The organism is Streptomyces venezuelae, from assembly GCF_008642275.1.
In the GTDB taxonomy this organism is placed as follows: Bacteria; Actinomycetota; Actinomycetes; order Streptomycetales; family Streptomycetaceae; genus Streptomyces; species Streptomyces venezuelae_E.
The window spans coordinates 2,719,674-2,744,341 of the sequence record NZ_CP029189.1; the positions used below are offsets into that span (position 1 = coordinate 2,719,674).

Annotated in this window: 25 protein-coding genes, 2 tRNA genes and 1 pseudogene; 15 read left to right on the forward strand and 13 right to left on the reverse strand. The window is 73.3% G+C overall.

Annotated elements, in window-relative coordinates:
- The first annotated feature begins 57 nt into the window (after positions 1-57).
- Positions 58-130: transfer RNA gene (locus DEJ51_RS11650), tRNA-His, on the forward strand.
- Positions 131-177: 47 nt separating this feature from the next.
- Here DEJ51_RS11650 and DEJ51_RS11655 read toward each other — a convergent pair.
- Positions 178-1,203 (reverse strand): LacI family DNA-binding transcriptional regulator, encoded by a 1,026-nt coding sequence (locus tag DEJ51_RS11655; protein ID WP_150257539.1) that lies wholly within the window; start codon positions 1,201-1,203, stop codon positions 178-180.
- Between the two features lie 103 nt (positions 1,204-1,306).
- On the opposite strand from DEJ51_RS11655, the gene DEJ51_RS11660 reads away from it, so the two are divergent.
- The 4 genes from DEJ51_RS11660 to DEJ51_RS11675 are packed head-to-tail and all read left to right on the forward strand — an operon-like array spanning position 1,307 to position 5,976.
- Complete coding sequence (locus DEJ51_RS11660; protein WP_150257540.1) at positions 1,307-2,662, forward strand: extracellular solute-binding protein; 1,356 nt, start codon at positions 1,307-1,309, stop codon at positions 2,660-2,662.
- 7 nt (positions 2,663-2,669) lie between these two features.
- The gene (locus DEJ51_RS11665) at positions 2,670-3,674 is read left to right on the forward strand and encodes a carbohydrate ABC transporter permease (RefSeq protein WP_150257541.1); all 1,005 of its coding nucleotides are present in this window, start codon (positions 2,670-2,672) and stop codon (positions 3,672-3,674) included.
- Positions 3,671-4,495, forward strand: coding sequence for a carbohydrate ABC transporter permease (locus tag DEJ51_RS11670; protein ID WP_150257542.1), 825 nt, complete (start codon positions 3,671-3,673; stop codon positions 4,493-4,495). The genes DEJ51_RS11665 and DEJ51_RS11670 overlap by 4 nt, the downstream gene beginning before the upstream one ends.
- A complete protein-coding gene (locus tag DEJ51_RS11675) occupies positions 4,492-5,976 on the forward strand; it encodes a GH1 family beta-glucosidase (RefSeq protein ID WP_150257543.1) in 1,485 nt (494 codons plus the stop codon). The genes DEJ51_RS11670 and DEJ51_RS11675 overlap by 4 nt, the downstream gene beginning before the upstream one ends.
- Before the next feature lie 48 nt (positions 5,977-6,024).
- Here DEJ51_RS11675 and DEJ51_RS11680 read toward each other — a convergent pair whose 3' ends face one another.
- The 6 genes from DEJ51_RS11680 to DEJ51_RS11700 all read right to left on the reverse strand — a co-directional run bounded on the left by DEJ51_RS11680 (position 6,025) and on the right by DEJ51_RS11700 (position 10,116).
- Positions 6,025-6,318, reverse strand: a complete 294-nt coding sequence (locus DEJ51_RS11680; RefSeq protein WP_150257544.1) for a hypothetical protein — start codon at positions 6,316-6,318, stop codon at positions 6,025-6,027.
- A gap of 137 nt (positions 6,319-6,455) precedes the next feature.
- The gene (locus tag DEJ51_RS11685) at positions 6,456-7,118 is read right to left on the reverse strand and encodes an NADPH-dependent F420 reductase (RefSeq protein ID WP_150257545.1); all 663 of its coding nucleotides are present in this window, start codon (positions 7,116-7,118) and stop codon (positions 6,456-6,458) included.
- 46 nt (positions 7,119-7,164) lie between these two features.
- Positions 7,165-7,818: a hypothetical protein gene (locus DEJ51_RS11690; RefSeq protein ID WP_223835764.1), complete on the reverse strand. Its 654-nt coding sequence runs from the start codon at positions 7,816-7,818 to the stop codon at positions 7,165-7,167.
- Positions 7,819-7,820: 2 nt separating this feature from the next.
- Positions 7,821-7,985 (reverse strand): DUF5993 family protein, encoded by a 165-nt coding sequence (locus DEJ51_RS34475; protein ID WP_190620326.1) that lies wholly within the window; start codon positions 7,983-7,985, stop codon positions 7,821-7,823.
- 27 nt (positions 7,986-8,012) lie between these two features.
- On the reverse strand, positions 8,013-9,419 hold the full coding sequence (locus DEJ51_RS11695) for a sensor histidine kinase (protein WP_150257546.1): 1,407 nt from the start codon (positions 9,417-9,419) through the stop codon (positions 8,013-8,015).
- A 7-nt stretch (positions 9,420-9,426) separates the two neighbouring features.
- Positions 9,427-10,116 carry a response regulator transcription factor gene (locus tag DEJ51_RS11700; RefSeq protein ID WP_030010722.1) on the reverse strand — a complete coding sequence of 230 codons (690 nt, stop codon included), beginning with the start codon at positions 10,114-10,116 and terminating at the stop codon, positions 9,427-9,429.
- A gap of 79 nt (positions 10,117-10,195) precedes the next feature.
- On the opposite strand from DEJ51_RS11700, the gene DEJ51_RS11705 reads away from it, so the two are divergent.
- On the forward strand, positions 10,196-10,756 hold the full coding sequence (locus DEJ51_RS11705) for a hypothetical protein (protein WP_150257547.1): 561 nt from the start codon (positions 10,196-10,198) through the stop codon (positions 10,754-10,756).
- A gap of 23 nt (positions 10,757-10,779) precedes the next feature.
- Here DEJ51_RS11705 and DEJ51_RS11710 read toward each other — a convergent pair whose 3' ends face one another.
- From DEJ51_RS11710 to DEJ51_RS11720, 3 genes are all read right to left on the reverse strand, one after another.
- The gene (locus DEJ51_RS11710) at positions 10,780-11,418 is read right to left on the reverse strand and encodes a class I SAM-dependent methyltransferase (RefSeq protein WP_150257548.1); all 639 of its coding nucleotides are present in this window, start codon (positions 11,416-11,418) and stop codon (positions 10,780-10,782) included.
- A 162-nt stretch (positions 11,419-11,580) separates the two neighbouring features.
- On the reverse strand, positions 11,581-12,459 hold the full coding sequence (locus DEJ51_RS11715) for a spermidine synthase (protein ID WP_150257549.1): 879 nt from the start codon (positions 12,457-12,459) through the stop codon (positions 11,581-11,583).
- A 45-nt stretch (positions 12,460-12,504) separates the two neighbouring features.
- Positions 12,505-12,900 carry a hypothetical protein gene (locus DEJ51_RS11720; protein WP_150257550.1) on the reverse strand — a complete coding sequence of 132 codons (396 nt, stop codon included), beginning with the start codon at positions 12,898-12,900 and terminating at the stop codon, positions 12,505-12,507.
- A 242-nt stretch (positions 12,901-13,142) separates the two neighbouring features.
- Here DEJ51_RS11720 and DEJ51_RS11725 point away from each other — a divergent pair, with 242 nt between their 5' ends.
- The gene (locus DEJ51_RS11725; RefSeq protein ID WP_150257551.1) at positions 13,143-14,459 is read left to right on the forward strand and encodes a tetratricopeptide repeat protein; all 1,317 of its coding nucleotides are present in this window, start codon (positions 13,143-13,145) and stop codon (positions 14,457-14,459) included.
- Between the two features lie 575 nt (positions 14,460-15,034).
- Here the strand turns inward: DEJ51_RS11725 and DEJ51_RS11730 are convergent.
- Entirely contained in the window at positions 15,035-15,631 is a 597-nt protein-coding gene (locus DEJ51_RS11730; RefSeq protein WP_150257552.1) for a histidine phosphatase family protein, read from the reverse strand.
- 86 nt (positions 15,632-15,717) lie between these two features.
- Between DEJ51_RS11730 and DEJ51_RS11735 the strand changes: the two genes are divergently transcribed.
- The 4 genes from DEJ51_RS11735 (at position 15,718) to DEJ51_RS11750 (ending at position 20,386) form a co-directional block, all read left to right on the forward strand.
- Positions 15,718-16,938, forward strand: coding sequence for a hypothetical protein (locus tag DEJ51_RS11735; protein ID WP_411757301.1), 1,221 nt, complete (start codon positions 15,718-15,720; stop codon positions 16,936-16,938).
- On the forward strand, positions 16,926-18,509 hold the full coding sequence (locus DEJ51_RS11740; RefSeq protein ID WP_150257554.1) for a hypothetical protein: 1,584 nt from the start codon (positions 16,926-16,928) through the stop codon (positions 18,507-18,509). The genes DEJ51_RS11735 and DEJ51_RS11740 overlap by 13 nt, the downstream gene beginning before the upstream one ends.
- Positions 18,506-19,846 (forward strand): AAA domain-containing protein, encoded by a 1,341-nt coding sequence (locus tag DEJ51_RS11745; protein ID WP_150257555.1) that lies wholly within the window; start codon positions 18,506-18,508, stop codon positions 19,844-19,846. The genes DEJ51_RS11740 and DEJ51_RS11745 overlap by 4 nt, the downstream gene beginning before the upstream one ends.
- A 78-nt stretch (positions 19,847-19,924) precedes the next feature.
- Positions 19,925-20,386, forward strand: coding sequence for a hypothetical protein (locus tag DEJ51_RS11750; RefSeq protein ID WP_150257556.1), 462 nt, complete (start codon positions 19,925-19,927; stop codon positions 20,384-20,386).
- A gap of 19 nt (positions 20,387-20,405) precedes the next feature.
- Here the strand turns inward: DEJ51_RS11750 and DEJ51_RS11755 are convergent, their stop codons facing one another.
- Positions 20,406-20,888, reverse strand: coding sequence for a MarR family winged helix-turn-helix transcriptional regulator (locus DEJ51_RS11755; protein WP_150257557.1), 483 nt, complete (start codon positions 20,886-20,888; stop codon positions 20,406-20,408).
- A gap of 115 nt (positions 20,889-21,003) precedes the next feature.
- Between DEJ51_RS11755 and DEJ51_RS11760 the strand changes: the two genes are divergently transcribed.
- The 4 genes and pseudogenes from DEJ51_RS11760 to DEJ51_RS11775 all read left to right on the forward strand — a co-directional run bounded on the left by DEJ51_RS11760 (position 21,004) and on the right by DEJ51_RS11775 (position 23,102).
- Positions 21,004-21,573: an NADPH-dependent FMN reductase gene (locus DEJ51_RS11760; RefSeq protein ID WP_150257558.1), complete on the forward strand. Its 570-nt coding sequence runs from the start codon at positions 21,004-21,006 to the stop codon at positions 21,571-21,573.
- Between the two features lie 337 nt (positions 21,574-21,910).
- Positions 21,911-22,252, forward strand: coding sequence for a hypothetical protein (locus tag DEJ51_RS11765; RefSeq protein ID WP_150257559.1), 342 nt, complete (start codon positions 21,911-21,913; stop codon positions 22,250-22,252).
- 160 nt (positions 22,253-22,412) lie between these two features.
- Positions 22,413-23,067, forward strand: a pseudogene (locus tag DEJ51_RS11770) (bifunctional DNA primase/polymerase).
- Positions 23,029-23,102, forward strand: a tRNA-Lys gene (locus tag DEJ51_RS11775). Before DEJ51_RS11770 ends, DEJ51_RS11775 begins: the two are co-directional and overlap by 39 nt.
- Before the next feature lie 63 nt (positions 23,103-23,165).
- Here the strand turns inward: DEJ51_RS11775 and DEJ51_RS11780 are convergent.
- Positions 23,166-24,401, reverse strand: a complete 1,236-nt coding sequence (locus DEJ51_RS11780) for a M6 family metalloprotease domain-containing protein (protein WP_150257560.1) — start codon at positions 24,399-24,401, stop codon at positions 23,166-23,168.
- Positions 24,402-24,668 lie beyond the last annotated feature (267 nt).

The window sequence follows — 24,668 nt, forward strand, 5'->3', positions numbered from 1 at the left end:
CACCCTCCCGGACCCTGTACCCTTTTCTTCGGCCGGTCGGTTTTCCGACCGGACATGGTGGGTGTAGCTCAGTTGGTAGAGCACCTGGTTGTGGTCCAGGTGGCCGCGGGTTCAAGTCCCGTCACTCACCCTGCGGGAAGGCCCCGATCGCCAAGGCGATCGGGGCCTTCTGCGTTCCTACGAGGACGCCCGGACCACCAGCCGGTTCGGCAGCACGGCGGCCGCCTCGCCCGTCTCCCCCGCGATCCTGCCCAGCAGCATCCGCGTCATGGTCCGGCCCATCTCCTCGATCGGCTGCCGGACGCTGGTCAGCGGCGGATCCATGTGCCGGGCCACCACCGAGTCGTCGAAGCCGACCAGGGCCACGTCACCGGGGATCCGGCGGCCGGCCGCGCGCAGCTCCCGCCGGGCGCCGGCCGCCATCACGTCCGAGGCGGCGAAGACTGCGTCGAGCCCGGGGCGGCGCTCCAGCAGGGCGCGCATGGCCCGCCCGCCGCCCTCCTCGGTGAAGTCGCCCACCGCGATCAGCAGCTCGTCGACGGGGTGTCCGGCGGCGGCCAGGGCCTGCCGGTAGCCGTCGAGGCGGCACTGGGCCCCGTACACGTCCAGCGGGCCGGTGATCGTGGCGATCGTACGGCGGCCCCGGTCGAGGAGGTGGCGTACGGCCTCGGCCGCGCCCGCCAGGTTGTCGGAGTCCACGCAGGGCAGGGTCTCGGCGGCGGAGCGGCGGCCGCTGATCACCGTCGGGATGCCGAGCTCGGCCAGCAGCTCCGGCAGCGGGTCCCCGGCGTGGACGGAGACGAGCAGCACCCCGTCGACGCGGTGCCCGGACAGGTACTGGGCGAGGCGGCGGCGCTCGCGGTCGCTGCCCGCCAGGGTGAGGACGAGCTGGACCTCGGTGTCGGCGAGCTCGGCGCCGACCCCGCGGACCACTTCCGAGAAGTAGGGCTCGGCGAAGAAACGGGCCTCGGGTTCGGGGATCACGAGGGCTATGGCGTCCGTGCGGTTGGCCGCGAGGGCGCGCGCGGCGCGGTTCGGTACGTACCCCAGCTCGGCCACGGCGGCCTCGACGGCGACCCTGGTGTGCTCGCTGACCTTGGAGGATCCGTTGATCACCCGGGAGACCGTGCCGCGCCCCACTCCGGCGCGCGCCGCGACCTCCTCCAGGGTCGGTCGTCCCCCACTGCGCCCGTGCCCGTTCATGACTTCCTCCCGGTTGTGAATCTACCTCTTGACGGCTGTGGGAGCGCTCCCACACTGTGTCACACGACACCTGGCACGTTTCGTCCTTCTGGGAGGAAGCCACATGCGCGTCCGAGCCCGAGCCCGCGTCCGAAGAACCCTCGTCACGACCGCCGCGGCGGTCACGACCGCGACCCTGCTCCTCGCGGGGTGCGCGCAGGACCCCGACGAGAGCCCCGACCAGGGCGCCCCGGCCACCGGCACGTCCGGCGGCGCCGCACAGACCACTCTCACCGTCGGGGTCTTCGGGGCCTTCGGGCTCCAGGAGGCCGGGCTCTACGACGCGTACATGGCGCAGAATCCCGGGATCCGCATCGAGCAGACCTCCATCGAGCGGAACGAGAACTACTACCCCCAGCTCCTCACCCACCTGGGCACGGGCAGCGGGCTGGCCGACATCCAGGCGGTCGAGGTCAACAACATCGCCGAGATCACCGCCACCCAGGCCGACAAGCTGGTGGACCTGGCCAAGGCCCCCGGCGTGGACAAGGCCGCGTACCTGCCGTGGAAGTGGGCCCAGGGCACGGCGCCCGCCGCCAAGGGCGGGGCCACCGTCGGCCTCGGCACCGACATAGGCCCGCAGGGCATCTGCTACCGCAAGGACCTCTTCGAGGCCGCCGGGCTGCCCTCCGACCGGGCGGCCGTCGGGGCGCTGTGGGCGGGCGACTGGAACAAGTACCTGGAGACGGGCCGCACCTACAAGGCGAAGGCCGGCGAGGGGAAGGCCTTCGTCGACTCGGCGTCCGGCGTGATGGCGGCGGTGACCGGGAGCAGCGCCCAGCGCTTCTACGACGACCAGGGCAAGGTCGTCTACAAGACGAACCCGGCGGTGCGCGGCGCCTTCGACCTGGCGGCCACGTTCGCCACGGACGGGCTGAGCGCCAAGCTGCAGCAGTTCACCCCGGCCTGGGACCAGGGCTTCTCCAACGGGAACTTCGCCACCGTCTCCTGCCCGGCGTGGATGCTCGGCTACATCCAGGACAAGGCCGGCCCGGCGGGCAAGGACAAGTGGGACGTGGCCCAGGCGCCGAAGCCCAGCAACTGGGGCGGTTCCTTCCTGGTGGTCCCCAAGGCGGGCAAGCACGCCGAGGAGGCGGCGAAGCTGGCGGCCTGGCTGACGGCTCCGGCGCAGCAGGCGAAGCTCTTCGAGAAGCGGGGAAGTTTCCCGAGCGCGAGTGCCGCGTACAAGCTGCCGTCGGTGTCGGGCGCGCAGCACGCGTACTTCGGCGGCGCCCCGATCGGCGAGATCTTCGCGAAGGCCGCCGAGGGCGTGCCGGTGACGGTGGTCGGCCCGAAGGATCTGGTGATCGCGCAGAACCTGGCGGACATCGGGATGCTCCAGGTCGACCAGAAGGGCCGCAGCCCGCAGGAGGGCTGGGAGGCCGCGGTGAAGGCGATCGACAACGCCCTGGACCAGTGAGGCGCCGGTGACGGACGAGACGGCTGTTCTGTCCCCTTCCGCCGTCGGCCCGAAGCGGCCGGCGGCGGAAGGGGGCGGCCGCAGCGGACGGGACGGGCGCGGCCAGGTGTGGCGCTCGCGCCGCTACCGCTGGGACCTGCGCTTCAGCCCGTACGCCTTCGTGGCGCCCTTCTTCCTCTTCTTCGCCGCCTTCGGGCTGTTCCCGCTGCTCTACACGGGCTGGGCGGCGCTGCACCAGGTGGAGCTGACCGATCCCGGCAGCATGACGTGGGTGGGGCTGCGGAACTTCACCCGGTTGTGGGACGACGAGTTCTTCTGGAACGCGCTCCGCAACACGGTGACCATCGGGCTGCTGTCCACGGTGCCGCAGCTCGCGATCGCGCTGGGCCTGGCCCACCTGCTCAACTACCGGCTGCGGGGGTCCGCGTTCTTCCGGGTCGCGGTGCTCACCCCGTACGCGACCTCGGTGGCCGCGGCCACGCTCGTCTTCGTGCTGCTCTTCGGCCGGGACTACGGGATGGTCAACTGGGCGCTGTCGGCGCTGGGTTTCGACGCGGTCGACTGGCAGAACGGCACCTTCGCCTCCCAGCTCGCGGTCTCCACCATCGTGATCTGGCGGTGGACCGGCTACAACGCGCTGATCTACCTGGCGGCCATGCAGGCCGTACCGGGCGAGCTGTACGAGTCCGCCGCGCTGGACGGGGCCTCGCGCTTCCAGCAGTTCCTCCACGTCACGGTGCCCTCGCTGCGGCCGACGATCTTCTTCACCTGCGTGGTGTCGACGATCGGCGCGACGCAGCTGTTCGGCGAGCCGCTGCTGTTCAACGGCGGGGCGGGCGCCACGGGCGGCTCGGACCACCAGTTCCAGACGCTCGGGCTGTACCTGTACGAGCAGGGCTGGGTGAACCTGCACCTCGGCCGGGCCTCGGCGATCGCGTGGGCCATGTTCCTGATCCTGCTGCTCGTCGCCGGGGCGGCGCGGCTGCTGCGCGGACGGAAGGACTCCCGATGAGGTCACTGCGCGCGGGCCGGCTCACGTACGTGGTGCTCGCCCTGTTCACGGCCGGCTCGCTCTTCCCGCTCGTGTGGACGGCGATCGCGGCGTCCCGGAGCAACACGCGGCTGGCCCAGACCCCGCCGCCGTTCTGGTTCGGCGGGAACCTGGGACGCAACCTCCAGGTCGCCTGGACCGACGCCCACATGGGGACGGCCCTGCTGAACACGGTGATCGTGGCGGGCACGGTCGCCGCGGGCACCGTGTTCTTCTCCACGCTCGCCGGTTTCGCCTTCGCCAAGCTCCGCTTCCGCGGCAGCCGGCCGCTGCTGGCCCTGGTGATCGGGACGATGCTGATCCCGCCCCAGCTGAGCGTGGTTCCGCTCTACATGCTGATCGCGAAGCTGTCGTGGACCGACCGGCTCCAGGCGGTGATCCTGCCGACCCTGGTGGGCGCCTTCGGGGTGTTCTTCATGCGCCAGTACCTGGTGCACGCGCTGCCGATGGAGCTGGTGGAGGCGGCCCGCACGGACGGGGCGAGTTCGCTGCGGGTCCTGTGGCACGTGGTGTTCCCGGCCGCCCGGCCCGCCATGGCGGTGCTCGGGATGCTGACCTTCGTCATGGCCTGGAACGACTTCTTCTGGCCGATCGTCGCGCTGACCCAGAACGGCAGCCCGACGGTGCAGGTGGCCCTGACCGGGCTGGGCCGGGGCTACATCCCCGACCAGTCGGTGATCATGGCGGGCGCGCTGCTGGGCACGCTCCCGCTGCTGCTGGTGTTCCTCGTCTTCGGCCGGCAGATCGTCGGCGGCATCATGCAAGGAGCGGTGAAGGGATGACCCAACTCCCGACGGACAAGACCACGGACGTGAGCACCACCACGGCCACGGCCACGACCACGACCACGACCCCGGCCGTGAGCACGGACTCCGGCGGCCGGGAACTGCGCTTCCCCGACGGGTTCCTGTGGGGGACGGCCACGGCTGCCTTCCAGATCGAGGGTGCGGCGGCCCTGCGCGGACCGTCCATCTGGGACACCTTCTGCCGTACGCCGGGCAAGGTGCACGGCGGTGACACGGGCGACGTGGCCGTCGACCACCACCGGCTGTGGCGGGAGGACGTCCGGCTGATGGCCTCGCTCGGGCTCGGCGCCTACCGGTTCTCGGTGTCCTGGCCGCGGGTCCTCGCCGGCGGGATCGGCTTCTACGACGCGCTGGTCGACGAGCTGCTCTCGTACGGTATCCGGCCCTGCGTGACCCTGTACCACTGGGACCTGCCGCAGGAGCTGGAGAGCGCGGGCGGCTGGCCCGAACGGGAGACGGCCTACGCCTTCGCCCGGTACGCCGAGCAGGTCGCGGCGGCGCTCGCCGACCGGGTGGACCTCTGGACCACCCTCAACGAGCCCTGGTGCAGCGCCTTCCTCGGCTACGCCTCGGGGGTCCACGCCCCGGGCCGCACCTCCCCCGCCGACTCGCTGCGCGCCGCCCACCACCTCAACCTGGCCCACGGGCTGGCCGCGGCCGCCCTTCCGGCCCGGGCCGGGACCGGCATCGCGCTCAACCCCAGCGCGGTACGGCCGCTGACCGGCTCGGCGGCCGACCGGGACGCGGCCCGCCGGATCGACGCCCTGGCCAACCGGGTCTTCACCGGCCCGCTGCTGCACGGCGCGTACCCGCAGGACCTCCTCGCGGACACCGCCGCGGTGACCGACTGGTCCTTCGTGCGCCAGGGCGACGAGGCGCTGATCCACCAGCCGCTGGACTTCCTCGGGGTGAACTACTACACCCCGGCGGTGGTTTCGGCCGCCCCCGACGGGAACGGCCCGCGCGCCGACGGGCACGGGGCCGCGGAGCACTCCCCCTGGCCCGCGGCGGAGTCGGTCGCCTTCCACCAGCCGCCGGGCGAGCGGACCGACATGGGATGGTCGATCGACCCCACCGGCCTGTACGACCTGCTGATGCGCTTCACCCGGGAGGCACCCGGACTGCCGCTGCTGGTCACCGAGAACGGCGCGGCGTACGCCCCCGACCTGCACGACCCCCGGCGCATCGGCTACCTGGAGGCCCACCTCGCGTCCGTCCACCGCGCCCTGGCGGACGGCGCCCCGGTGGGGGGCTACTTCCTCTGGTCGCTGATGGACAACTTCGAGTGGGCCTACGGGTACAGCAAGCGCTTCGGCATCGTGCACGTCGACTACGAGACCCAGGCCCGCACCCCCCGCTCCAGCGCCCACTGGTACGCCTGCCTGGCCCGGAAGGGTAGCTTCCACACCTTCGAGGACGAGCTGCTCCAGGCGCCTCCTGCCGGAAGGCCTGGGTGACCGCCGAGGACCGCCGAGGACCGGCGTCCGGACCGGCGGCCCGACCGGTCAGGTCCCCATCGCCGCCAGGCCCCTCGCCAGGTCCTCGGCGTTCATCACCGGAGCGACCTCGACCTCGGCGTTGAACTGCAGGAACAGGTCCTCCATCAGCGGCGGCATCTGCGCGCTGTCCTGCAGGTCGAAGACGATCCAGCAGGAGCGCACGCCCTCGTGCAGGCCGAAGTAGGCCGCCTCCGGCTTCACCCGGTCCATGAGGGTCTTGATCGCCTGGGGCATGGCCCCCGTCTTGATGCCCTCGTTGGTGGCGGCCGTGTCCATGTGCGCCCGGAGCATGACTCTCATGCGTGGCTCCTTCCGTCACGCCCACCCTCCGGGCGGCCCAACGGCGCGGCAACATATGCGCCCCCGTCCGGGCCCGGCCCCATCCGGGCCCGGACCCGCCCGGCGCTCCCGGACTGCGCTCCCGGCCTGCGCTCCCGTCAGGCGCCCTGGACGTGGAAGTTGAAGTCCGCGTGGCCGAGCGCGCCCATCAGGCGGAGCCAGACGGGGAGCAGCATCTCGGTCCCCCGGGCCGTCTCGATGCCCCCGAGGTCCAGGACGCTCGCTTCCGGCCACCCGAAGGCGTACAGCAGTTCGCGCACGGACTTCTTGGCCTCCGCGTCCTCGCCCGAGAGGAAGACGTGGTGCTCGCCGGGGACCCGCGCCGGGTCCACCATGATCTGGCAGTTCATCGTGTTCAGCGTCTTGACCACCCGCAGCCGCGGGAAGGTCCGCTGGATCAGCTCCCCGAGGCTGTCGTCGTTGACCGGGTCCAGGACCGGCGGGAACCCCGCCGAGAAGTCCAGCGGGTTCGCGATGTCGACGAGGACCTTGCCGTCGAGGTGGGCGGCGTCCGCCTCCGTCAGCGCGGCGATGCCGGACCGCCCGCCCGTGGCGTTGACCAGGATCTCGCCGTCCCGCGCCGCCTCCGCGAAGGGGGCCAGTGCGATCCCGGGGTGGGTCTGGTGCCACTGCGCGTACTCGTCGCGGCCGGCGGTGGCTTCCGGATCCCGGGTGCCGATGACCACCTGGTGGCCGAGGCCGTCGAGCCGGGCGGCCACGGTACGGCCGACGATCCCGGTGCCGAGGACTGCGTAGCGCATTGCGGAGATCCATTCGTCGAACGGAAGCCGGGCCGCCCGGGCCGGGTCAGCCCATGATCCCGACATCGTAGAAGAACCGGTACTGCTTCGGATGGCCCGGGAGGAACCAGTGGAAGCCCTCCTCCAGGAAGACCACGAGCATGCTCACGCCGATGACCAGGCCCAGGAACCACAGCGCGCACATGCCCGCCGTGCGCAGCGCCCCCGGACGGACCGCCGGGACGGCGCGGTCGGCCGTCGTGTGGGCGAAGGCCAGGGCGACGCCGATGGCGACCACCGAGAGCTGGAAGAGGATCCACGCCCAGTGGTACAGGTGCAGGCCGAGCACCTCGCTCCCGTACCCCTTGGCCCCCGGCAGAACCTGCAGCGTGGTCTGCCGCCAGGACGTGAAGGAGCCACCGATCGCCGCGACCAGGGACATCCCCCAGCCCGTCATGTAGACGCGCGCCGTGACGACGCCGCTGATCAGCGCCGAGCGGATGATGTACGCCGCGCCCAGGGCCGCCAGCAGCATGAACATCCGCTGCGCCACGCACAGCGGGCACGCCTGTCCGCCCGGTCCGAGCTGGTCGTAGAGCCCGGCGCAGACGACCCCCGTCCAGCCGAGGGCGAAGGTGCAGGCGAACCAGTACTGGGCCCGGCCCAGCAGGCCGCTCTCCGGCGGGGCGTCCGGCACGAGGGTGTGCATCGTCGCGGCCACGGTCAGTAGCTCAGATTCAGGGCGACGCCGCTGGTGAGGTGGTGCACGGTCAGCAGGGTGACGGCGATCAGCACCGCCCACCACGCGCCGAGCACGACCGTCCGGGACGCGCCCCGGTACAGGGCGATCAGCGTGGCGAGGAGCCCGCCGAAGATCAGGGTGTCCATGCCGCGGACCGTACCGAGACCGCGACATCACTCCTGCGAGGCGCGCCCCCGGTTACGTCGGTTGCCGCGTCGGCCGCGCCCCGCCCGCCCCGCGCCGGGGCCACCCAGGCTCCGGCCGTCCAGGCCGATCCAGACCCGGACCTCGGTCCCGCCGAGCACCGAGCGCCCCAGCCGTACGTCGCCGCCGGTCGACTCCGCGACCCGCCGCACGATGTCCAGGCCGAGGCCGGTCGAGCCGTCGCGGCCGCCGTCGTTGCCGCGGCGCAGGGCCGCGTCCGGGTCGGAGATGCCGGGACCCGCGTCCGAGACCAGCACGATGACGGCGTCGCCGGCGTCGTGGACGTCCACCGCGAAGGGGGTGCCCTCGGGGGTGTGCCGGAAGACGTTGCCGAGCATGGCGTCGAGGGCGGCGGCGAGTTCGGGCCGCGCCACCGGGATCCGTACCGTGCGGTCCACGCCCGCGAGCCGTACCTCGCGGCCCTCGTCCTCCGCGAGCGCCGACCAGAAGGCCATCCGGTCGCGGATCACCTCGGAGGCGTCGCAGCCCGCGCCCGCCCCGGCTCCGGGGCCGGTGGCCGGGCGCTGCTCCCGGGCGGTACGGATGATCGTGTCGACCTCGCGCTCCAGCTGCTCCACGGCGGCCCGGGTCTGTTCGGCGGCCGGACCGTCGCCGAGGGAGGCCGTGTTGAGCCGCAGCACCGTCAGCGGGGTCCGCAGCCGGTGCGAGAGGTCGGCGGCCAGTTCGCGTTCGTTGGCGAGGAGTTCGACGACCTGGTCCGCCATGGCGTTGAAGGCGGCGGCCGCCGAGCGGAGTTCCTTCGGCCCGTCTTCGGGCACCCGGGCGCCGAGCCTGCCCTCGCCGAGCTGGTGCGCCGCGTCCGCGAGCCGTTCGGCGGGCCGGACCAGCCGGGCGCCGAGCCGGTCGGCGACCCCGACGGAGCCGACGATCAGGGCCAGCCCCACACCCGCGAGCACGAGCCAGGCCGTCGCGACGCCGTTGCTGACCTCGCTCTCCGGTACGAAGATCTCCACCACGGCGATGTCCCCGGAACCCAGCGCGGTGGGCTGGAGCAGCGCCGAGCCGCCGCCGGACACCTTGGCGGTCGTGGCCCGCCCCATCCGCCGGGTCTCCGCGACGGCGCGTTCCCCGGCCCGGCCCTGCCCGATGTCCACCGGCGGGCTGTCGCCGATGGCGGGTACGTGGACGGCCATCCGCCGGGCGGCGCCCATCTGGGTGGACTCCACCGCCTTCCGCAGCTGCACGGGGTCGGTGGTGATGGACAGGGTCGGCCCGATGCTGGCGGCCTGCCGCTCGGCGTTGGAGAAGGCGCGGTCGCTGGCCATCTCCTGGACGACGAGGCCGAGGGGGACGGCGAAGGCCACGACCACCATGGCCGTGACCGCGAGGCACACCTTGACGAGCGCCCATCTCATCGCGCGCTCACCGGGGCGGCTCCAGCTTGACCCCGACTCCCCGCAGCGTGTGCAGGTAGCGCGGGCGGGCGGCGGTCTCGCCGAGTTTGCGGCGCAGCCAGGACAGGTGGACGTCGATGGTCTGGTCGTCCCCGTACGACTGCTGCCAGACCTCGGCGAGCAGTTCGCGCCGGGCCACGACCACCCCGGGCCGGCCGGCGAGGAAGGCGAGCAGGTCGAACTCCCGGCGGGTGAGGTCCAGTACGGCCCCGTCCAGCTCGGCCTGGCGGCGCAGCGGGTCGATGGCGAGCCCGCCGACGCGCAGGACGCGCGAGGGCGGTTCGGCCCCGGCGGCGGCCCGGGCGCGGCGCAGGACGGCGGACATCCGGGCGGAGAGGTGCTCCACCGAGAAGGGTTTGGTCAGGTAGTCGTCGGCGCCGTCGTTGAGCAGCCGGACGATCTCCGCCTCGTCGTCGCGCGCGGTGGCGATGATCACAGGTACGTCGGTGATGCCGCGCAGCATCTTGAGGGCCTCGGAGCCGTCCAGGTCGGGCAGTCCGAGGTCGAGGATGACCACGTCGAAGCGGTGGTGCGCGACCTCGCGCAGGGCCTCCAGGGCCGTGCCGACGCTGCGCACGGTGTGCGAGGCCTCGGTCAGGTGCCGGATGAGGGCGGAACGTACGAACTGGTCGTCCTCGACCACGAGCACACTTGCCATGGGCCGCACCGTAGTCCATCCGGGCGACTCGGCGGGGTGTCGGGCCACGGTTGTGGCGGGTGGTGCAGTATGTGCCCTGATGCGACGAGGACTTCTTCATGCCATGGCCTGGATGCTGGCGACCGGCGCGGCCGTGACGCTGTCGTGGTGGGGCGTGCACGCCGTCATGTCGGGCACGGCCTACGACCGGCCGCTCGCGGTGCCGCTGACCGGCCATCCGCTGTCCTCGTCGACGCACAGCGCTCAGGCGTCCCCGTCGCCTTCCTCCACCCCCTCCTCCTCCGGGTCCGCGTCCCCGTCGCCCTCCGGGTCGCCCGCCCCGGAGGCGTCGCCGACGGCTGCCGGGGGCTCTGCGGGGAAGTCCCCGGAGCCGTCGGCCGCCTCCGGCGCGTACCGGCGGGCGGAGGGCCAGGACGCGGGCAAGGTGCAGGCCTATCCCGTGTCCGGTGGCCGGGTCGTCTTCTCCCTGGGCGCGTCCAGCGCGGAGCTGGTCTCGGCCACCCCGGCGGCCGGCTGGCGGATGCAGGTGTGGAAGCAGGACTTCTGGATCCGGGTCACCTTCACCAAGGACGGCCGTGAGGTGTCGGTCTTCTGCACCTGGCACGACCACCCGCCGATGGTGGAGATCGTCGACCCCTGAGCGGCTGGGATTGAAGAGACGCCCTACTGGGCCGCAACCGTGCCGACCAGGACGAACTCGTTGTACGGGAAGACCTTGCCCACCGGTCGGGGGAAGGGGAACGAGTACGTCCGCCTGACGGCGATCCCGGCCCGGCCGGCGTGGGCGCGCAGCTCCTCGAAGCCGACCCAGCGGATGTGGGTGGCGTCGGAACGGTAGCCGACCTCCTGCGGGGTGATCATGACGACCGCGCCGCCCGGCTTGACCAGCGGAAGGTAGAGGTCCAGCAGTGCGCCCGCGGTCTCCTCGTCGACGTGCTCCAGCACGTGCGCGATCAGCAGGCTGTCGAAGGATCCGGGGCCGCAGTCCGGGGCGGTTGCCAGTTCGTCGGGGGTGTAGGCGTTCAGGCCGCGCTCGCGGCAGGTCCGTACCGAGTGCGGGTTGTGGTCGACCCCGACGCTGCCGGGTCCGCAGTTGAGGAGGTTGCGTCCCAGCCCGCAGCCGACGTCGAGGACCCGGCCCAGGTGCAGCCTGCGCAGGTTCCAGCGGTAGGGCGCCTGGGTGGGCAGGAACCGTTTGAGGCCGGACACCTCCAGTCGGGCGAGGCGCCTGGTGTAGTCGGAGGTGGTGGTGCCGGGGGTGCTCGGGGTGCCCGGGGGCGGACTGCCGGGAGTTTCAGACATGGCTGTGCCGTTTCTGAACGCGTATCGGAATGAGCCCTTCCAAGTGGCCCACAGGCTACGCGGAACATGCCCGTCCGGGGAGTCTTCCGCGCACTTCCGTACGAGCACCCCGGCCGCGTCCGGAGCCGGGCCCGCACCGCCCGTCCCGCCCGTCCCGGCCCGTCAGCGGAAGACCGAGGGCGGCGGCTGCGGTGAGGCCACCGCCGAGGCGTCCGCCACCGGCGCCGCGCCGCCCGCGAAGCCGACCAGGGCCCGGCCGTGCTCGACCCGGCCGGGGTGCGGGTCGCTCGCGACCCGGCGGGTGAACTCCGCGACGGGCAGCTCGCGGTCGGCCGCCACCAGGACGGCGTTGCCGAACCGTTTCCCCCGCCACACCACCGGATCGGCGGCCAGCGCCAGCTCCGCGAACCGGGACGCGGCCGTCGCGATCTGCCCCCGCAGATGGGTCAGCGGCGGGCCGTCCGCCAGATTGGCCACGTACCAGCCGTCCGGCGCGAGGGCACGGCGTACGTCGTCCAGGAACTCGGCGCTCGTCAGGTGCGCCGGGGTACGGGCCCCGCTGAACACGTCCGCGATCACCAGGTCCGCCCAGCCGTCCGGAACCTTGGCCAGGCCCGCCCGCGCGTCCACCGCCCGGACCCGGACCCGCGCCTGCGGATCCAGCGGCAGGTGTTCCCGTACGAAGGCCACCAGGGCGGCGTCGATCTCCACGACCTGCTGGGTGGAGCGGGGGCGGGAGGCCGCGGTGTAGCGGGCGAGGGTGAAGGCGCCGCCGCCCAGGTGCACCACGTTCAGGGGCTGCCGGGCGGGCGCGACGAGGTCGATCAGGTGGCCGATCCGCCGCTGGTACGCGAAGTCCAGGTAACCGGGATCGCCCAGGTCCACATGCGACTGCGGGGCCCCGTCGATCAGCAGGGTCCAGGCTCCGGCCCGCTCCCGGTCCGGCTCCAGCTCCGCCCGGCCGCCGTCCACCTGCCCGACGACCGCCTCGGCGCCGCCGCGTCCGCGCTGCCTGTCCTTGTTCCTGTCCTTGCCTGCCACCACCCCATTGTGACGGGCGGCGGCACGGGACCCGGCCCGCGGACGTCAGCGGCAGTTGTCCGCGGCCTCGATCAGCCGGGCCGCCTCACCGAGCGCCGCCCGCAGCACGTCCGGATCGGTGACCGGCCCCACGGCCTCCGGCGGGAGCAGCCATCCCGTGGCCCCCGCGGCGGGCGAGACGACGTCGTCGCCGAACCGCATCCCGCGGCCGTTGGTCTGCGTACACGCACTGCCCGGCAGGTCCCACGCGTCGGCCGTCCCGGACGGCACGAGGAAGCCGAGGGTGTCGCCGGATCCGTCGTGCAGGACGGGCCCGACCCCGCCGGCCTGGCTGGCGGCGCGGCGGATGATGTCCACCGCCTCCAGCCCCTGCCGCGTGGGAACGGTCACCAGGTCCAGGTCCAGGTCCGGAGCCGGGGAATTCGTTCCAGTGCTCTCCATGCCGCCCTCCACCAAGGGAACCCCTCCTCGATCCGTATCCGCATGGGTTCAACGCACGGGAACGTCAACGGGTGCGGTAGCAAGACGCCGCAAAGGATGGCAGTTCATGGCGGATCGCGGGTGAGATATCCGTTTTGTAGCCAAACATCGCATGAACACCCCCTCGTTGGCGGTACGTTCATGCGCGCCGGACCCCCTAGTCACAGCACCGGCGCTGCGTTCCTGCCAGAGAGGTCACGTCCATGGCGGCGTCCCCCCACTCACCCAACTCCACGTTCCGGCGGCTGCGCGGGCAGCACTCCCCCGCCGAGTTCGCGGCCCTGGTACGCCGGGCCGCGAAGGAAATCGGAGAAACGGTTTCCTGCGACGCGCGCTACATCGGCCGGGTCGAGTCCGGCGAGATCCGCTGCCCCAACTACGCCTACGAGCGGGTCTTCCTCCACATGTTCCCCGGCCGCACCCTGGCCGACCTGGGCTTCTCCCCCCGCGAGAGCGTCCGCGGCCGCTCGGCCCACCGCGATCCCCGATCCCCTTCCAGCTCCAAGGAGAGCGACGTGCTGCGTCGCGCGTTCATGGCGGGCGGCTCCGCTACCGTGGCGGCCGCGACGCTCAGCCTCACCCTGCTCGGCGACACCCGCAGGCTCCCCTCCCGGGCCGGCGAGACCGAGGCCGCCGCCGTCGAGGACGCGGTACGCCAGATCCGTCTGCTGGACGACCGGCACGGCGCCGACGCCCTGTACCGCAGGGCCGCCGAACCCCTGCGCACCGCCTACGCGTTGCTCGACGCGGGAGCCACCCGGCAGTCCACCGAGGACCGGCTGCACTCCGGCGCCGGTGAACTGGCCGTCTCCGTCGGCTGGCTGGCCCACGACTCGGGCCGCTTCGACGACGCCCGCTCGCACTACGCGGAGGCCCTCGCGACGGCCCGGGTCGCGCGGGACCCGGGCCTGGAGGCGCACGCCTTCAGCAACATGGCCTTCCTGGCCCGGGACTGCGGCCGCTCCCGCGAAGCGGTACGGGCCGCCCAGGCGGGCCTGCGCGCCGCCCGCTCCCTCGGCTCCCCGCGACTGCTGTCCCTGCTCGCGCTGCGCGAGGCCGGCGGCTGGGCGGGGCTGGCCGACCGCAAGGCCTGCGAGGAGGCACTGGCCCGGGCGCACACGGAGTTCGCCCGGGGCGAGTCGGAAGCCGACCCCGAGTGGATGTCCTTCTTCGGGCAGGCGGAGCTGGAGTCCCTGGAGGCACGCTGCTGGTCGACCCTCGGCGAGCACGCCCGCGCGGCCCGGCACGCCCGCCGCGCCGCCGACCTCCAGGACCCGCACTTCGCCCGGAACGTGGCCCTCTACACCGCCGAGCTGGCCGGCGACCTGGCCCGCGCGGGCGCCCCGGACGAGGCCGCGTGGGCGGGGGGCCGGGTGCTGGACCTCCTCACGGAGGTCCAGTCGACGCGGGTCCGCTCGATGCTCGCGGAAACGGCCGCCGCCCTCGTCCCCCACCAGCGCTCCCCCCGGGTGGAAACCTTCCTGACCCGCCATGCCCCTGCGGGGCGCTCGGCGGTGTGAGTACCCCCGGCGGGGCCCCTGCGGGGTGCTCGGCGGTGTGAGGCTCGGGCCGTGCCCCTGCGGGGTGCTCGGCGGTGTGCGGCTCGGCCCGTCCCCCTGCGGGGTGGCTCGGCGGTGTGCGGCTCGGGCCGTGCCCCTGCGGGGTGGCTCGGCGGTGTTAGGTTCGGGCGGTCCCCGCCGGGGTGGGCGCCTCAAACGCCGGCGGGGCTGGGTGGTGTGGGGTGGGGTGGTGCCCCGCACGAGGATCTCCTCGGCTCGGCGCGCGCGGGGCGTCCCGGCCAGACGGCCGTGGTCGCGCCTCGTCCTGCGGGGACCCTCCTACGTGCCACCACCCCACCCCGGTGCTTCGACAGCCCACGCACATCAAGCCCCGCCGGCCATTTCAGCCCCGCCGGCGATTGAGGCGACCACCCCAGGCAGGGACAGCCCGCACACATCAAGCCCCGCCGGCGATTGAGGCGCGGGTCCGGGCAGGGCCCGGGACACGAATCCCACCGCCGAGCCGCCCGCAGGGCAGAGGCAGGGCCCGGCACACGACACACACCGCCGAGCCGCCCGCAGGGCAGGGGCAGGGGCTACGCGTCCAAGTGACCCGTGTCGTTCCAGCGTTCCAGCGCCGCCGACCCGTAGGCCCACCCCAGCACCGAGAGGGACGTCGGCTCCAGCCGGATACGGGCGCCGAAGGACGCGTCGAAGCCCAGCCAGCGCGCGGCCAGCGTCCGCAGGATGTGCCCGTGCGCGAAGACCAGGACGTCGCGCTCCGCCGAGCGGGCCCAGGCGATCACCTCGTCCGCGCGGGCCGCGACGTCCGCCACGGACTCGCCGCCCGGGACACCGTCGCGCCAGATCAGCCAGCCCGGCCGGACGGCCTGGATCTCCGCCGGGGTCATGCCCTCGTAGTCGCCGTAGTCCCATTCCATCAGCGCGTCCCACGGCTCGGCCCGGGCGCCGAAGCCCGCCAGGTCGCAGCTCTCGCTCGCCCGCACGAGCGGGCTGGTGCGGACCTCCACGCCCGGCAGACCCCGCCACGGGTCCCGGGCCAGCCGCTCCCCGAGCAGCTTCGCGCCCTGCCTGCCCTCCTCCAGCATCGGCACGTCCGTGCGTCCGGTGTGCTTGCCGAGCTGGGACCACGCCGTCTGGCCGTGGCGGGCCAGCAGGATGCGGGGGGCCATGGAATTCTCCCGGTTCGTTCGAGGATTCGTACATCATCCATCACCCGCCCCCACGGCCGGATTCCGCGCTACGTCCCCGATTGTCAGTGGCGGATGGGACACTTCCGCGGGTGAGCTCCTACCCGCCCAGCAGCCCCGCGCAGCCGACGACTCTGCGGCAGCGGCTCGCCGGCCTGCGCGGCCCCGCCGTGCCGCCCCGTCCGCTCGACGCCCGGGCACTGGCGGCCCTCGCCGCCAATCCCGGCTGTGGCAGGCGCGCCCTGCTCGACGGCGCCGGTGTGGACAAGACCGCCCTCGCGTCGGCGCTCGGTTCCCCCGCCTCCTTCGGGCAGTCGCAGTTCGCCATAGTCCGCGGGAACTCCTTCGAGGCCAAGGTCAAGGGCGACGGCGGAGCCGAGCTGCTGCGGCTGGTGCACGGGCACCTCGATCCGGCCGCCGAGCCGCCCGGGGCCGCCGCCCGCGTCCCCGACCTGACCGCCGCCGGCCCCGAGGGCCGCGCCGCGCGGACCGCGCTCGCGCTGCGCGAGGCGACCGCCGCCGGCCGGGACTCCGGTGCCTGGACGCTGCTGGACCACCCGATGCTCGCCCTGGAGGTGGCCGGCTCCCCCGCCTACCTGGAGCCCGACGCCGTCGTCGTCCACCCCGACGGCCGCTGGACGGTCGTGGAGATCAAGTCGTTCCCGATGATCGACGGTGCCGCCGACGCCGCGAAGGTGGGAGCCGCCGCCCGGCAGGCCGCCGTCTACGTCCTGGCCCTGGAGAAGACCGCCGCGAAGCTGCCCGGCGCCGAGGTCGGGCACACCGTGCTGCTGGTCTGCCCCAAGGACTTCTCCAACCTGCCCACCGCCTCCCCCGTCGACGTCCGCCGCGAGCGCGCCGTGACCCGCCGCCAGCTGGAGCGGCTGACCCGTGTCGAGGAGCTGGCCGCCGCCCTGCCCGAGGGCCTCAGCTTCGACCCGGCGACACGCACCGCCGAGGAGCTCACCCGGGCCGTGTCCGCGGTCGACGCCGCCTACGCCCCCGAGTGCCTGGCCGCCTGCGAGCTCGCCTTCCACTGCCGTGACCGGGCCCGCGCCGCCGACCAGGTCACCGCGCTGGGCCGGTCGGTACGGGGTGAGCTGGGCACGCTGACCACCGTCGAGGCCGCCCTCGCGGCCGCCGCCGGGGCCGCCCCCGGGGCCGGCGGCCCCGAGGACCCGACCGCCGCCGCGCTGCACCGCGCCGCCCGGCTGCGCGCCGAGGCCCTCGAACTGGCCGCCGCCCGTCCGACGCACCCCGCCCCGGAGACCCCCGCATGCCCCTGCTGAGCACCCTGGCCCGGCTGGAGGCCGTACGCGCGGGCCGCGCCCAGCCGCTCGCGACCGTGCGCCACCGGCACCTGGGCGAGCGCCCGATGGTCTTCGTCCCGCTGACCACGGCCGGTGAGGCGGGTGCCCCGCTCGGAGCGATGGTCGGCTCCGACCGGCACGAGCCGCGGGTGTTCGTGATACCCCAGCCGCGCGACCGCGACCGGCGCTGGGCCTTCCTCGCGGAGCTGGCCGTGGAGGTGCTGGCCCACATCGACGCGTACGCGGACGTCGTGGAGCCGGCCGAGCGCAGCGAGACCGACCCGGAGACGGGCAAGCGGGTCAAGGTCGAGACCGAGCTGTGCGTGGACGCGCCGCAGCTGATCGTGCCGAGCCGGGCGGGCATCGAGTACGTACGGCTGCTGGGGCGCTCGATGCGCTTCCGGCGCACCGCCGAGGAGGATCCGGAGAATCCGTATCCGGCGCCCTCGCAGGTGCCGATGCTCGGCCGCTGGTTCACGCACCTCGCCGAGCGTTCGCGGGTGCCCGGCTCCTCGATGCTGCTGTCGGCCACCGATCTGCTGTCCCGGCACTGGGCCACCGGCCAGAGCAATCTGGAGGACCAGCACCTGGGCGCGCTCCTGGGCTGGATCGACCCGCCCGCGGGCCGGTCGGGTGCCGAGGCGGCCCACCGGGCCGAGCTGGGCCGCGACGAGGACGGCCAGCTGCTGTGCCCGCCCGCCGGTCCGGCCACCGACCCGGCTTTCGACAACAAGCTGCTGGCCCCGGCCATCGCCCGCTACGACGCCGCGCGCACCGCCCTGGCGGCCGGTCCCGGCGACGACGACCGGCATGTCCGGACTGCCGAGCAGGAGGTGCACCGGCTGGTCGAAACCCAGCTGTCGAGCACCTGGCGCATGACCTGGGAGGCGATCGACCTGCTGCGATCCCTGCCGCCGGGCGAGCGCGCGGAGGAGCGCTGGACGCGCGACCGCTGGTCCTACACCGGTCACCGTGACCGCGTACGGGCGGGTGAGCCGCCGCAGCCGCGCCGCGACGACGCGGTGACGGCGGCCCAGAAGCTGGCCACGCGGGAGACCGAACAGGTGCGGCTCGATGCCCAGGAGGCCCTGGACGACCCGCTGGTGATGGCGGGCCGGCGCTTCGCGGGCGAGGCCTTCGCCGGTGAGGTCACCGAGGTGGTGATGGAGTGGACGGAGTCGAAGCGGCCGAGCCCGCGCCCGCTGGTGACCGTGGTGACGGAGGACCTGCCGCAGCTGGCGGAAGAGGGCGGCGGGAAGGTGTTCCGTTCGCTGGACGGGCGCCCGCAGAGCGCGCAGTTCGTCCGCTTCGAGGGGGACGGGCGGCTGGTGCTGCGGCTCCTGGACAAGATGGGCCGCGGCCGGGACCCGGATCCGGGGACGGTTCCGGAGAAGGGCGACCGGCTCTGCTGGACGCTGTTCGAGCACGACGCGCGCGGCGGCCCGAAGCTCCCGGAGCCGGAGCAGACCCCGTGGACGCACGGTGGCCCGCCGGGATCGGCCGGCGCCCTTCCCCTGCCCGACTCCGTGACCGACGAGGACCTGCTGTGACCACGACCGCCCCCTTCGACCCGGGCGCGGCGGCGGCCCGGGCGACCGCCGCGATCCTGGCCGACACGCTGCACGGGAGCGAGCGGGGTGTCGTCGTCGACTCCCCGCCCGGTGCCGGCAAGTCCACGCTGGTGGTCCGCGCGGCCCGGGAGCTGGCCGCGGCCGGACGCCGCCTGATGGTGGTGGCGCAGACCAACGCGCAGGTCGACGACCTGGTGCTGCGTCTCGCCGACAAGGACCCGGAACTGAAGGTGGGCCGGCTGCACAGCAGTGACGGGGACGCCTACGACCCGGCGCTGCGCGAGCTTGCCTCGGTCACCCTGTCGGCGAAGCCGAAGGACCTCGCGGAGCTGCCGATCACCATTTCCACGGCGGCCAAGTGGGCGTTCGTCAAGGACGTCGAGCCCTGGCAGCACGCCATCGTCGACGAGGCGTACCAGATGCGCTCGGACGCGCTGCTGGCCGTGGCCGGGCTGTTCGAGCGGGCACTGTTCGTGGGCGATCCGGGGCAGCTGGACCCGTTCAGCGTGGTCGGTGCGGAGCAGTGGGCGGGCCTGTCCTACGATCCTTCCGCCTCGGCGGTGAGCACCCTGCTCGCGCACAACCCGCAGCTGCCGCAGCACCGGCTGCCGGTGTCCTGGCGGCTCCCGGCGTCGGCGGCGCCGCTGGTCTCCCGCGCCTTCTACCCGTATACGCAGTTCCGCAGCGGTACGGGCCCGGGCGAGCGGCGGCTGTCGTACGGGGTGCCCTCGGACGGGTCGGGCCCGGACCGGGTGCTGGACGAGGCGGCGGAGGCGGGCTGGGGCCTGCTGGAGCTGCCCGCGCGGCACACCCCGCGCACGGACCCGGAGGCGGTGCGGGCGGTGGCCCTGGTGGTCCGCCGGGCCCTGGACCGCGGGGCGGTGACCTCCGACGAGCAGTCCCCGTCCCCGGCCCCGCTGACGGCGGACCGGATCGCGGTCGGCACGGCGCACCGCGACCAGGCGGCGGCGGTGCGCGCGGCGCTGGCCTCGCTCGGGGTCACGGGGGTCACGGTGGACACCGCGAACCGGCTGCAGGGCCGCGAGTACGACCTCACGGTGGTCCTCCACCCGCTGTCGGGCCGCCCGGACGCGACGGCCTTCCACCTGGAGACGGGCCGCCTGTGCGTGCTGGCCTCCCGGCACCGGCACGCGTGCGTGGTGGTGGCCCGGGCGGGCATCGCGGAGCTGCTGGACGACCACCCCTCGACGGAACCGGTCCAACTGGGCGTGACGGTCAAGTTCCCGGACGGCTGGGAAGCGAACCATTCGGTGCTCGCCCACCTGTCCGAGCACCGGGTCCCCTGGCGGCCCTGAAGATCGGCGCGGGTGGAACCGAGACCCTTCCGGACACGTCCTTGAACATGTTCAAGTGAGCGACCAGGGGGTTCTCGAATGATGTCCGTACGACGCAAGCGCATCACGATATGGCTTGCGGCGACCGCCGCGGCAGCCACGCTGACCTTCGGGGGCTGGTACGCCTACCAGGTGTCGGCGGCCATGGTCGGCACCTTGGGCGTGCCGTGCGACAGGGCGGCCAAGTTCGTCCGCGCCGCCGAGCTGCCCGCGGGGACGCATGACCGGCGGTGTACGACGGGGCAGTGGTTGAGCATCTCGTACGAGCTGGACTTCCGTGCGCCCCGGGAGGAGACGGAGGCGTGGCTGCGGGCCTCCTATCCCGACACGGAGCCGTCACGGGAGTACTGCTCGGGCGCCGACGCGTGCGCGAACCCGCAGCAGAAGCCGGTGCCGGCGAGCGACAAGGACGGCCACCGGCTCGCGGACGGGGTGGGTGTCGAGCTCGACTACGAGGACGGGGGCGTCGCGCACGTACGGGTCTCGGGATGGACCATCTGAGACCCGCGCGACCGCCGGGTCAGGGCTTGCGGCGGGCGCCCGTGCGGGCGTGGAGGGTCTCGCCGACCTCGGCCAGGGTGCGCAGCTGGTCCGGGGTCAGGACGTCGATCAGGTGGCGGCGTACGGATTCCACGTGGAGCGGGGCCGCGTCCGTGATCGTGGCGATGCCGGCGTCGGTGAGGACGACTTCCGCGCCCCGGCCGTCGGCGGCCACTTCCTCGCGGCGGACGGCGCCGCGCTGCTCCATGCGGGTGAGCTGGTGGGACAGCCGGCTGCGGGACCAGCGCATCAGCTCGGCCAGCGCGCTGATGCGCATCCGGTGGCCGTCGGTGGAGCCGAGTACCGACAGGACGTCGTAGTCGGCTTCGGAGAGTCCGCTGTCCTGGCTGAGGTCGCGTGCGATCTCCGCGTTGACCAGCGGGAACATCCGCCGCCACGCGTACCAGGCGTCCTGTTCGGACTCGGTGAGCCAGCGGGGCCCGGGCTCCGGTGCGGGGGTCATGTGCGCCACTCTAACCAGGTCGGTGACACATCACTTATCTGATTGACATGTCACCCATTTCCTGGGTTTGATCAGCTGACACATCAATGATCACGCCGACCGGGAAGTCCTCACCATGACCCGCCTGCACGTCATCTCCGCCGCCACCCGCCCCACCTCCTCCGGCCGTCCCCTCGCCCGATGGGTGACCGAGCAGGCCCGCGAGCGAGGCGGCTTCGACGTCACCCCCGTCGACCTCGCCGAGATCGCCCTGCCCTTCCTCGACGAGCCCGAATACGCCTCCACCGGCAACTACGCGCACCAGCACACCCGCGACTGGAGCGCCCTGGTCGACTCGGCGGACGCCTTCCTCTTCGTCCTGCCGATGTACAACGGCGGCTTCACCGCCCCCTTCAAGAACGCCATCGACTTCCTCTACAACGAGTGGAAGGGCAAGCCGGTCGGCATCGTCAGCTACAGCGCCGGCCCCACCGGCGGCGTCCCGGCCGCCGAGATGCTGCTGCCGGTCCTCACCCGTCTCGGCATGCTGCCCGCCGAGCACTCCGCCGCGGTCCCGGGCATCCCCAAGCTGGTGGGCCCCGAGGGCTTCCAGGCCCCGGAGACGCTCGTGGGCGAGCTCGCCGCGGTCCTGGACGACGTGGCCGAGCTGGCGGCGAAGCGCGCCGCCGAGGCCGTCACGGTGTGACCAGGCTTCCCGCCAGGTGGTCGTACGCGGCGTGCGCGTGCAGCCGTACGCCGTAGCCGAGGGCGCCGCCCGCCTCCACCACCCGGACGGGCGGCACGGGCGCGGCAGCGGCCGCCCGGGCGCGGAGGCGTGCGACTGACGGCCGGTCAGCGCGACGCGGTCGGGACGGGGCACGTTCCGATCGCCTGTGCGACTCCCTCGCCACCGGGCCCTTCCACCTGCTCGTGCGCCTCGTCGGCCGGACGGGTGTTCCAGCCCGTCGAGCAGGGGTCTTGCGCGGCGTTGGACAATGGACGGTGGCCCGGAATCACTTCGCACGCGCAGCAGGAGGACACGCATGGCAGAGCCCGAGCGGACCGAGCGGCGGCTGCGGCCGGCGCCTCTGCTCTTCGAGCCCTCGGAGGCCGTGGCGGACCCGGAGCACTTCTTCGACCTGGAGTCGATAGAGGACCCGCGGGAGCTGCTGGCCCGTGCGACCGAGCTGACGCTGGCCTTCCGGGCCGCGCAGGAGCGGGCGGTCGAGTTCCAGGCCCTGGCGGCGGCGCAGCTGGCGGATCCCCGCCGGTTCGACCGGCTCTCGCCGGCCCTGATCGCCGAGCGGGCGGAGTGGACCGAGGACTACGCCCGCAAGATGATCGAATTCGGCGAATCGCTCCAGCGAGGCGCGGGTACGCCGTAGCGCCGCACCGGTCGGCCGCCGGTCCCCACAAGCGCGCAGGGGCGGGAGATCCAGCCCCTGCGCCGCGTGAAGGGCGCAAGATACTCCGGCGGCGGCCCCGCTGTCCTCGTTTTTCGTAACTCGTGGATACCGCTTCACTACGGCGGGTAGACAGTGGCATATGACGACGCTGACGAAGGCTCCCGGCTGCACCGCCCTTCACGCGCGCGGCGAACGCACCCGCACCGCACCCGCCACCCACGTCACCCCCCAGGGCGCCGCCTGGCTGACCTCCGCGGCCGCCCACCCCCGGCGCACCCTCGCGGTGTGGGAGGCGCGGCCCGGGCTTCCGGCCACCCTGCCCTGCGGCGACCCCTTCGACGTCGTCAACGTGCCGCTCGTCCTCGGGCGCCGGATCCTCGACCTGCTGTGGGCCGAGGGTCCCGGCTCCGGGCCGGTCGCCGTGCACCGCGGGCGGATGCTGCTCTTCGCCGCGCCCGGGACCGCGCACCGGCTGCCCGCCCTGCTGGCCTGGGAGGAGTGGGGCGGCTCCCGCACCGCGCCGGCGCCGCTGTGCCACGGCCGGGGCGACGCCGTCACCGTGCCGCCGCTGGCGGCCACGCCCGGGCCGTCCCGGTGGCTGGTGGCCCCCGACGCGCGCGAGCCCTGGCTTCCCGGGCCCGAGGCCCTGCTCTGGGCCTTCGTACGGGCGGCCCGCAACCCGGCACCGACCGGACCTGGGGATATCGATTTTTCGTTCCGCCGATCCTCCTGCTAATGTCTTCCACGTCAGACAAGCGCCGCTAGCTCAGTTGGTTAGAGCAGCTGACTCTTAATCAGCGGGTCCGGGGTTCGAGTCCCTGGCGGCGCACAGACGGAAGAAGGCCCCCACGCGAGTGGGGGCCTTTTTCGTCGTCCCGCGGGGTGCCCGCGGTCACGTCGTGATCTTCACCGTGTACGCGCCGGACCGGGTGCGGTCCGCCACCTCGATGGTGATCCGCTCGCCCGGCACGGTGTACGTCTCGCCCACCTCCAGCGGTGCGTCCGCCAGCGGCGGGTACACCGAGCGGTCCCAGCACGCCTCCGTCGACGGGTGCGCGTCCAGCACCTCGATCGGGCCGCCGCCCGACGACGCCTCGTTGCGCACCCGGTAGACCAGGACGCCCTCCGTGCAGGTGTCCCCGTCGTTGCCGGCGGAGCCCCGCGCCTCGACGGCGATCGCGCTTCCGGGGCCCGTACGGATCACCGCGAGGCGGGTGCCGCCCGTTGCGCCGCTCGGCGGGGCCTGGGCCAGCGGCTGCAGGGTGTGCATCGAGGAGCCCGACTGCACGCAGTCCACCTGGGAGGCGTCGAGCCAGCCCAGCTTCCACTTGTGCCAGGCGAAGAGGTCCGGGGCCATGCCGAACTGGCTGCCCATGACGTCCCAGTCCCCGACGTAGGTGTCCCAGTCGCCCTTGCCGTCGGTGGGCCGGTGGTAGAGGTCGGGCAGGTCGAAGACGTGCCCGGTCTCGTGGGCCAGCACGTTCCGGTCCGGCGGGTGGCGCTCGAAGACGGTGACGATCCGCCGCAGTTCCGTGCCGTCCGCGACGATCGGGTGCTCGAAGTTGACGACCTTGGTGGCGTCGGAGTCCACGCCGGGCGCGTCCGGGTCGGCGACGAAGTAGACGACGTCGTACTTGCGGAAGTCCACCTGGGCGTCGGCGGTGGCGACCGCGTCGCGCAGGTAGGAGGCCCGGTCCCCGGCGGCCCAGTCCCGCTTTATGCCGTACGCCGTGGACGGCTTGGGCATCTGGATCCACTTCTTCTGCGGGTGCGGGACCAGCCGGAACCGGCCGTACGAGGCCTGCTCGAAGAAGTCGCTGGTGGCGGGGAAGTAGTCGCCGACGATCTCCTCGGTCTTCAGGGTGCTCCGGTGGTCGGGGAAGGAGAGGAAGACCATGACGGCGTTGAGCGTGCGCTCGGGCCTGGGGTAGGCGCCGTTCCAGGTGTCCAGGCCGAGGGAGTGGTGCGCCGAGGTGCGCGTCAGCGCGCAGGGCGCGGATCCGGAGTCGGCCACCGCGGGACCGGCGACGAGCGACATGGCGGCGAGCGCCGTGAGGGAGGTGAGCGCCGCGGCGGTACTTCGGATGCGGGAGCGTTCCACTCCCCCGGGTGTCTGCTGTCGCGCCACATCGACCTCCGGTGGTGGATTCGTACCTGTTCATCCACCTTGAGGCGATTGTCTTACTAATGCCCTGTTCCGCTGCCCCACACGAGTGAGTAATACGGCAAGTCGGTGACCCTCCAACTTCACGCCACTGCCTACAGAACGTCACGACCGATCACCTGAGATCAGCAGAAGCCCCCGCATGCTCAGAGCCGCGCAGAAACGATCGCCCCGTCTTTCGCCGACGATCCGTCATCACGCCGAACCGAACCGTCTCAACCGGTGGCGCCG

Excerpts from the sequence above, each read along its gene's own strand:
- DEJ51_RS11670 (WP_150257542.1), top strand. The coding sequence starts at position 3,671 with ATGAGGTCACTGCGCGCGGGCCGGCTCACGTACGTGGTGCTCGCCCTG.
- DEJ51_RS11660 (WP_150257540.1), top strand. The coding sequence starts at position 1,307 with ATGCGCGTCCGAGCCCGAGCCCGCGTCCGAAGAACCCTCGTCACGACC.
- DEJ51_RS34475 (WP_190620326.1), bottom strand. The coding sequence starts at position 7,985 with ATGGACACCCTGATCTTCGGCGGGCTCCTCGCCACGCTGATCGCCCTG.
- DEJ51_RS11760 (WP_150257558.1), top strand. The coding sequence starts at position 21,004 with ATGACCCGCCTGCACGTCATCTCCGCCGCCACCCGCCCCACCTCCTCC.
- DEJ51_RS11705 (WP_150257547.1), top strand. The coding sequence starts at position 10,196 with ATGCGACGAGGACTTCTTCATGCCATGGCCTGGATGCTGGCGACCGGC.
- DEJ51_RS11685 (WP_150257545.1), bottom strand. The coding sequence starts at position 7,118 with ATGCGCTACGCAGTCCTCGGCACCGGGATCGTCGGCCGTACCGTGGCC.
- DEJ51_RS11675 (WP_150257543.1), top strand. The coding sequence starts at position 4,492 with ATGACCCAACTCCCGACGGACAAGACCACGGACGTGAGCACCACCACG.
- DEJ51_RS11750 (WP_150257556.1), top strand. The coding sequence starts at position 19,925 with ATGATGTCCGTACGACGCAAGCGCATCACGATATGGCTTGCGGCGACC.
- DEJ51_RS11720 (WP_150257550.1), bottom strand. The coding sequence starts at position 12,900 with ATGGAGAGCACTGGAACGAATTCCCCGGCTCCGGACCTGGACCTGGAC.
- DEJ51_RS11680 (WP_150257544.1), bottom strand. The coding sequence starts at position 6,318 with ATGAGAGTCATGCTCCGGGCGCACATGGACACGGCCGCCACCAACGAG.
- DEJ51_RS11755 (WP_150257557.1), bottom strand. The coding sequence starts at position 20,888 with ATGACCCCCGCACCGGAGCCCGGGCCCCGCTGGCTCACCGAGTCCGAA.
- DEJ51_RS11655 (WP_150257539.1), bottom strand. The coding sequence starts at position 1,203 with ATGAACGGGCACGGGCGCAGTGGGGGACGACCGACCCTGGAGGAGGTC.
- DEJ51_RS11765 (WP_150257559.1), top strand. The coding sequence starts at position 21,911 with ATGGCAGAGCCCGAGCGGACCGAGCGGCGGCTGCGGCCGGCGCCTCTG.
- DEJ51_RS11725 (WP_150257551.1), top strand. The coding sequence starts at position 13,143 with ATGGCGGCGTCCCCCCACTCACCCAACTCCACGTTCCGGCGGCTGCGC.
- DEJ51_RS11695 (WP_150257546.1), bottom strand. The coding sequence starts at position 9,419 with ATGAGATGGGCGCTCGTCAAGGTGTGCCTCGCGGTCACGGCCATGGTG.
- DEJ51_RS11700 (WP_030010722.1), bottom strand. The coding sequence starts at position 10,116 with ATGGCAAGTGTGCTCGTGGTCGAGGACGACCAGTTCGTACGTTCCGCC.
- DEJ51_RS11730 (WP_150257552.1), bottom strand. The coding sequence starts at position 15,631 with ATGGCCCCCCGCATCCTGCTGGCCCGCCACGGCCAGACGGCGTGGTCC.
- DEJ51_RS11740 (WP_150257554.1), top strand. The coding sequence starts at position 16,926 with ATGCCCCTGCTGAGCACCCTGGCCCGGCTGGAGGCCGTACGCGCGGGC.
- DEJ51_RS11710 (WP_150257548.1), bottom strand. The coding sequence starts at position 11,418 with ATGTCTGAAACTCCCGGCAGTCCGCCCCCGGGCACCCCGAGCACCCCC.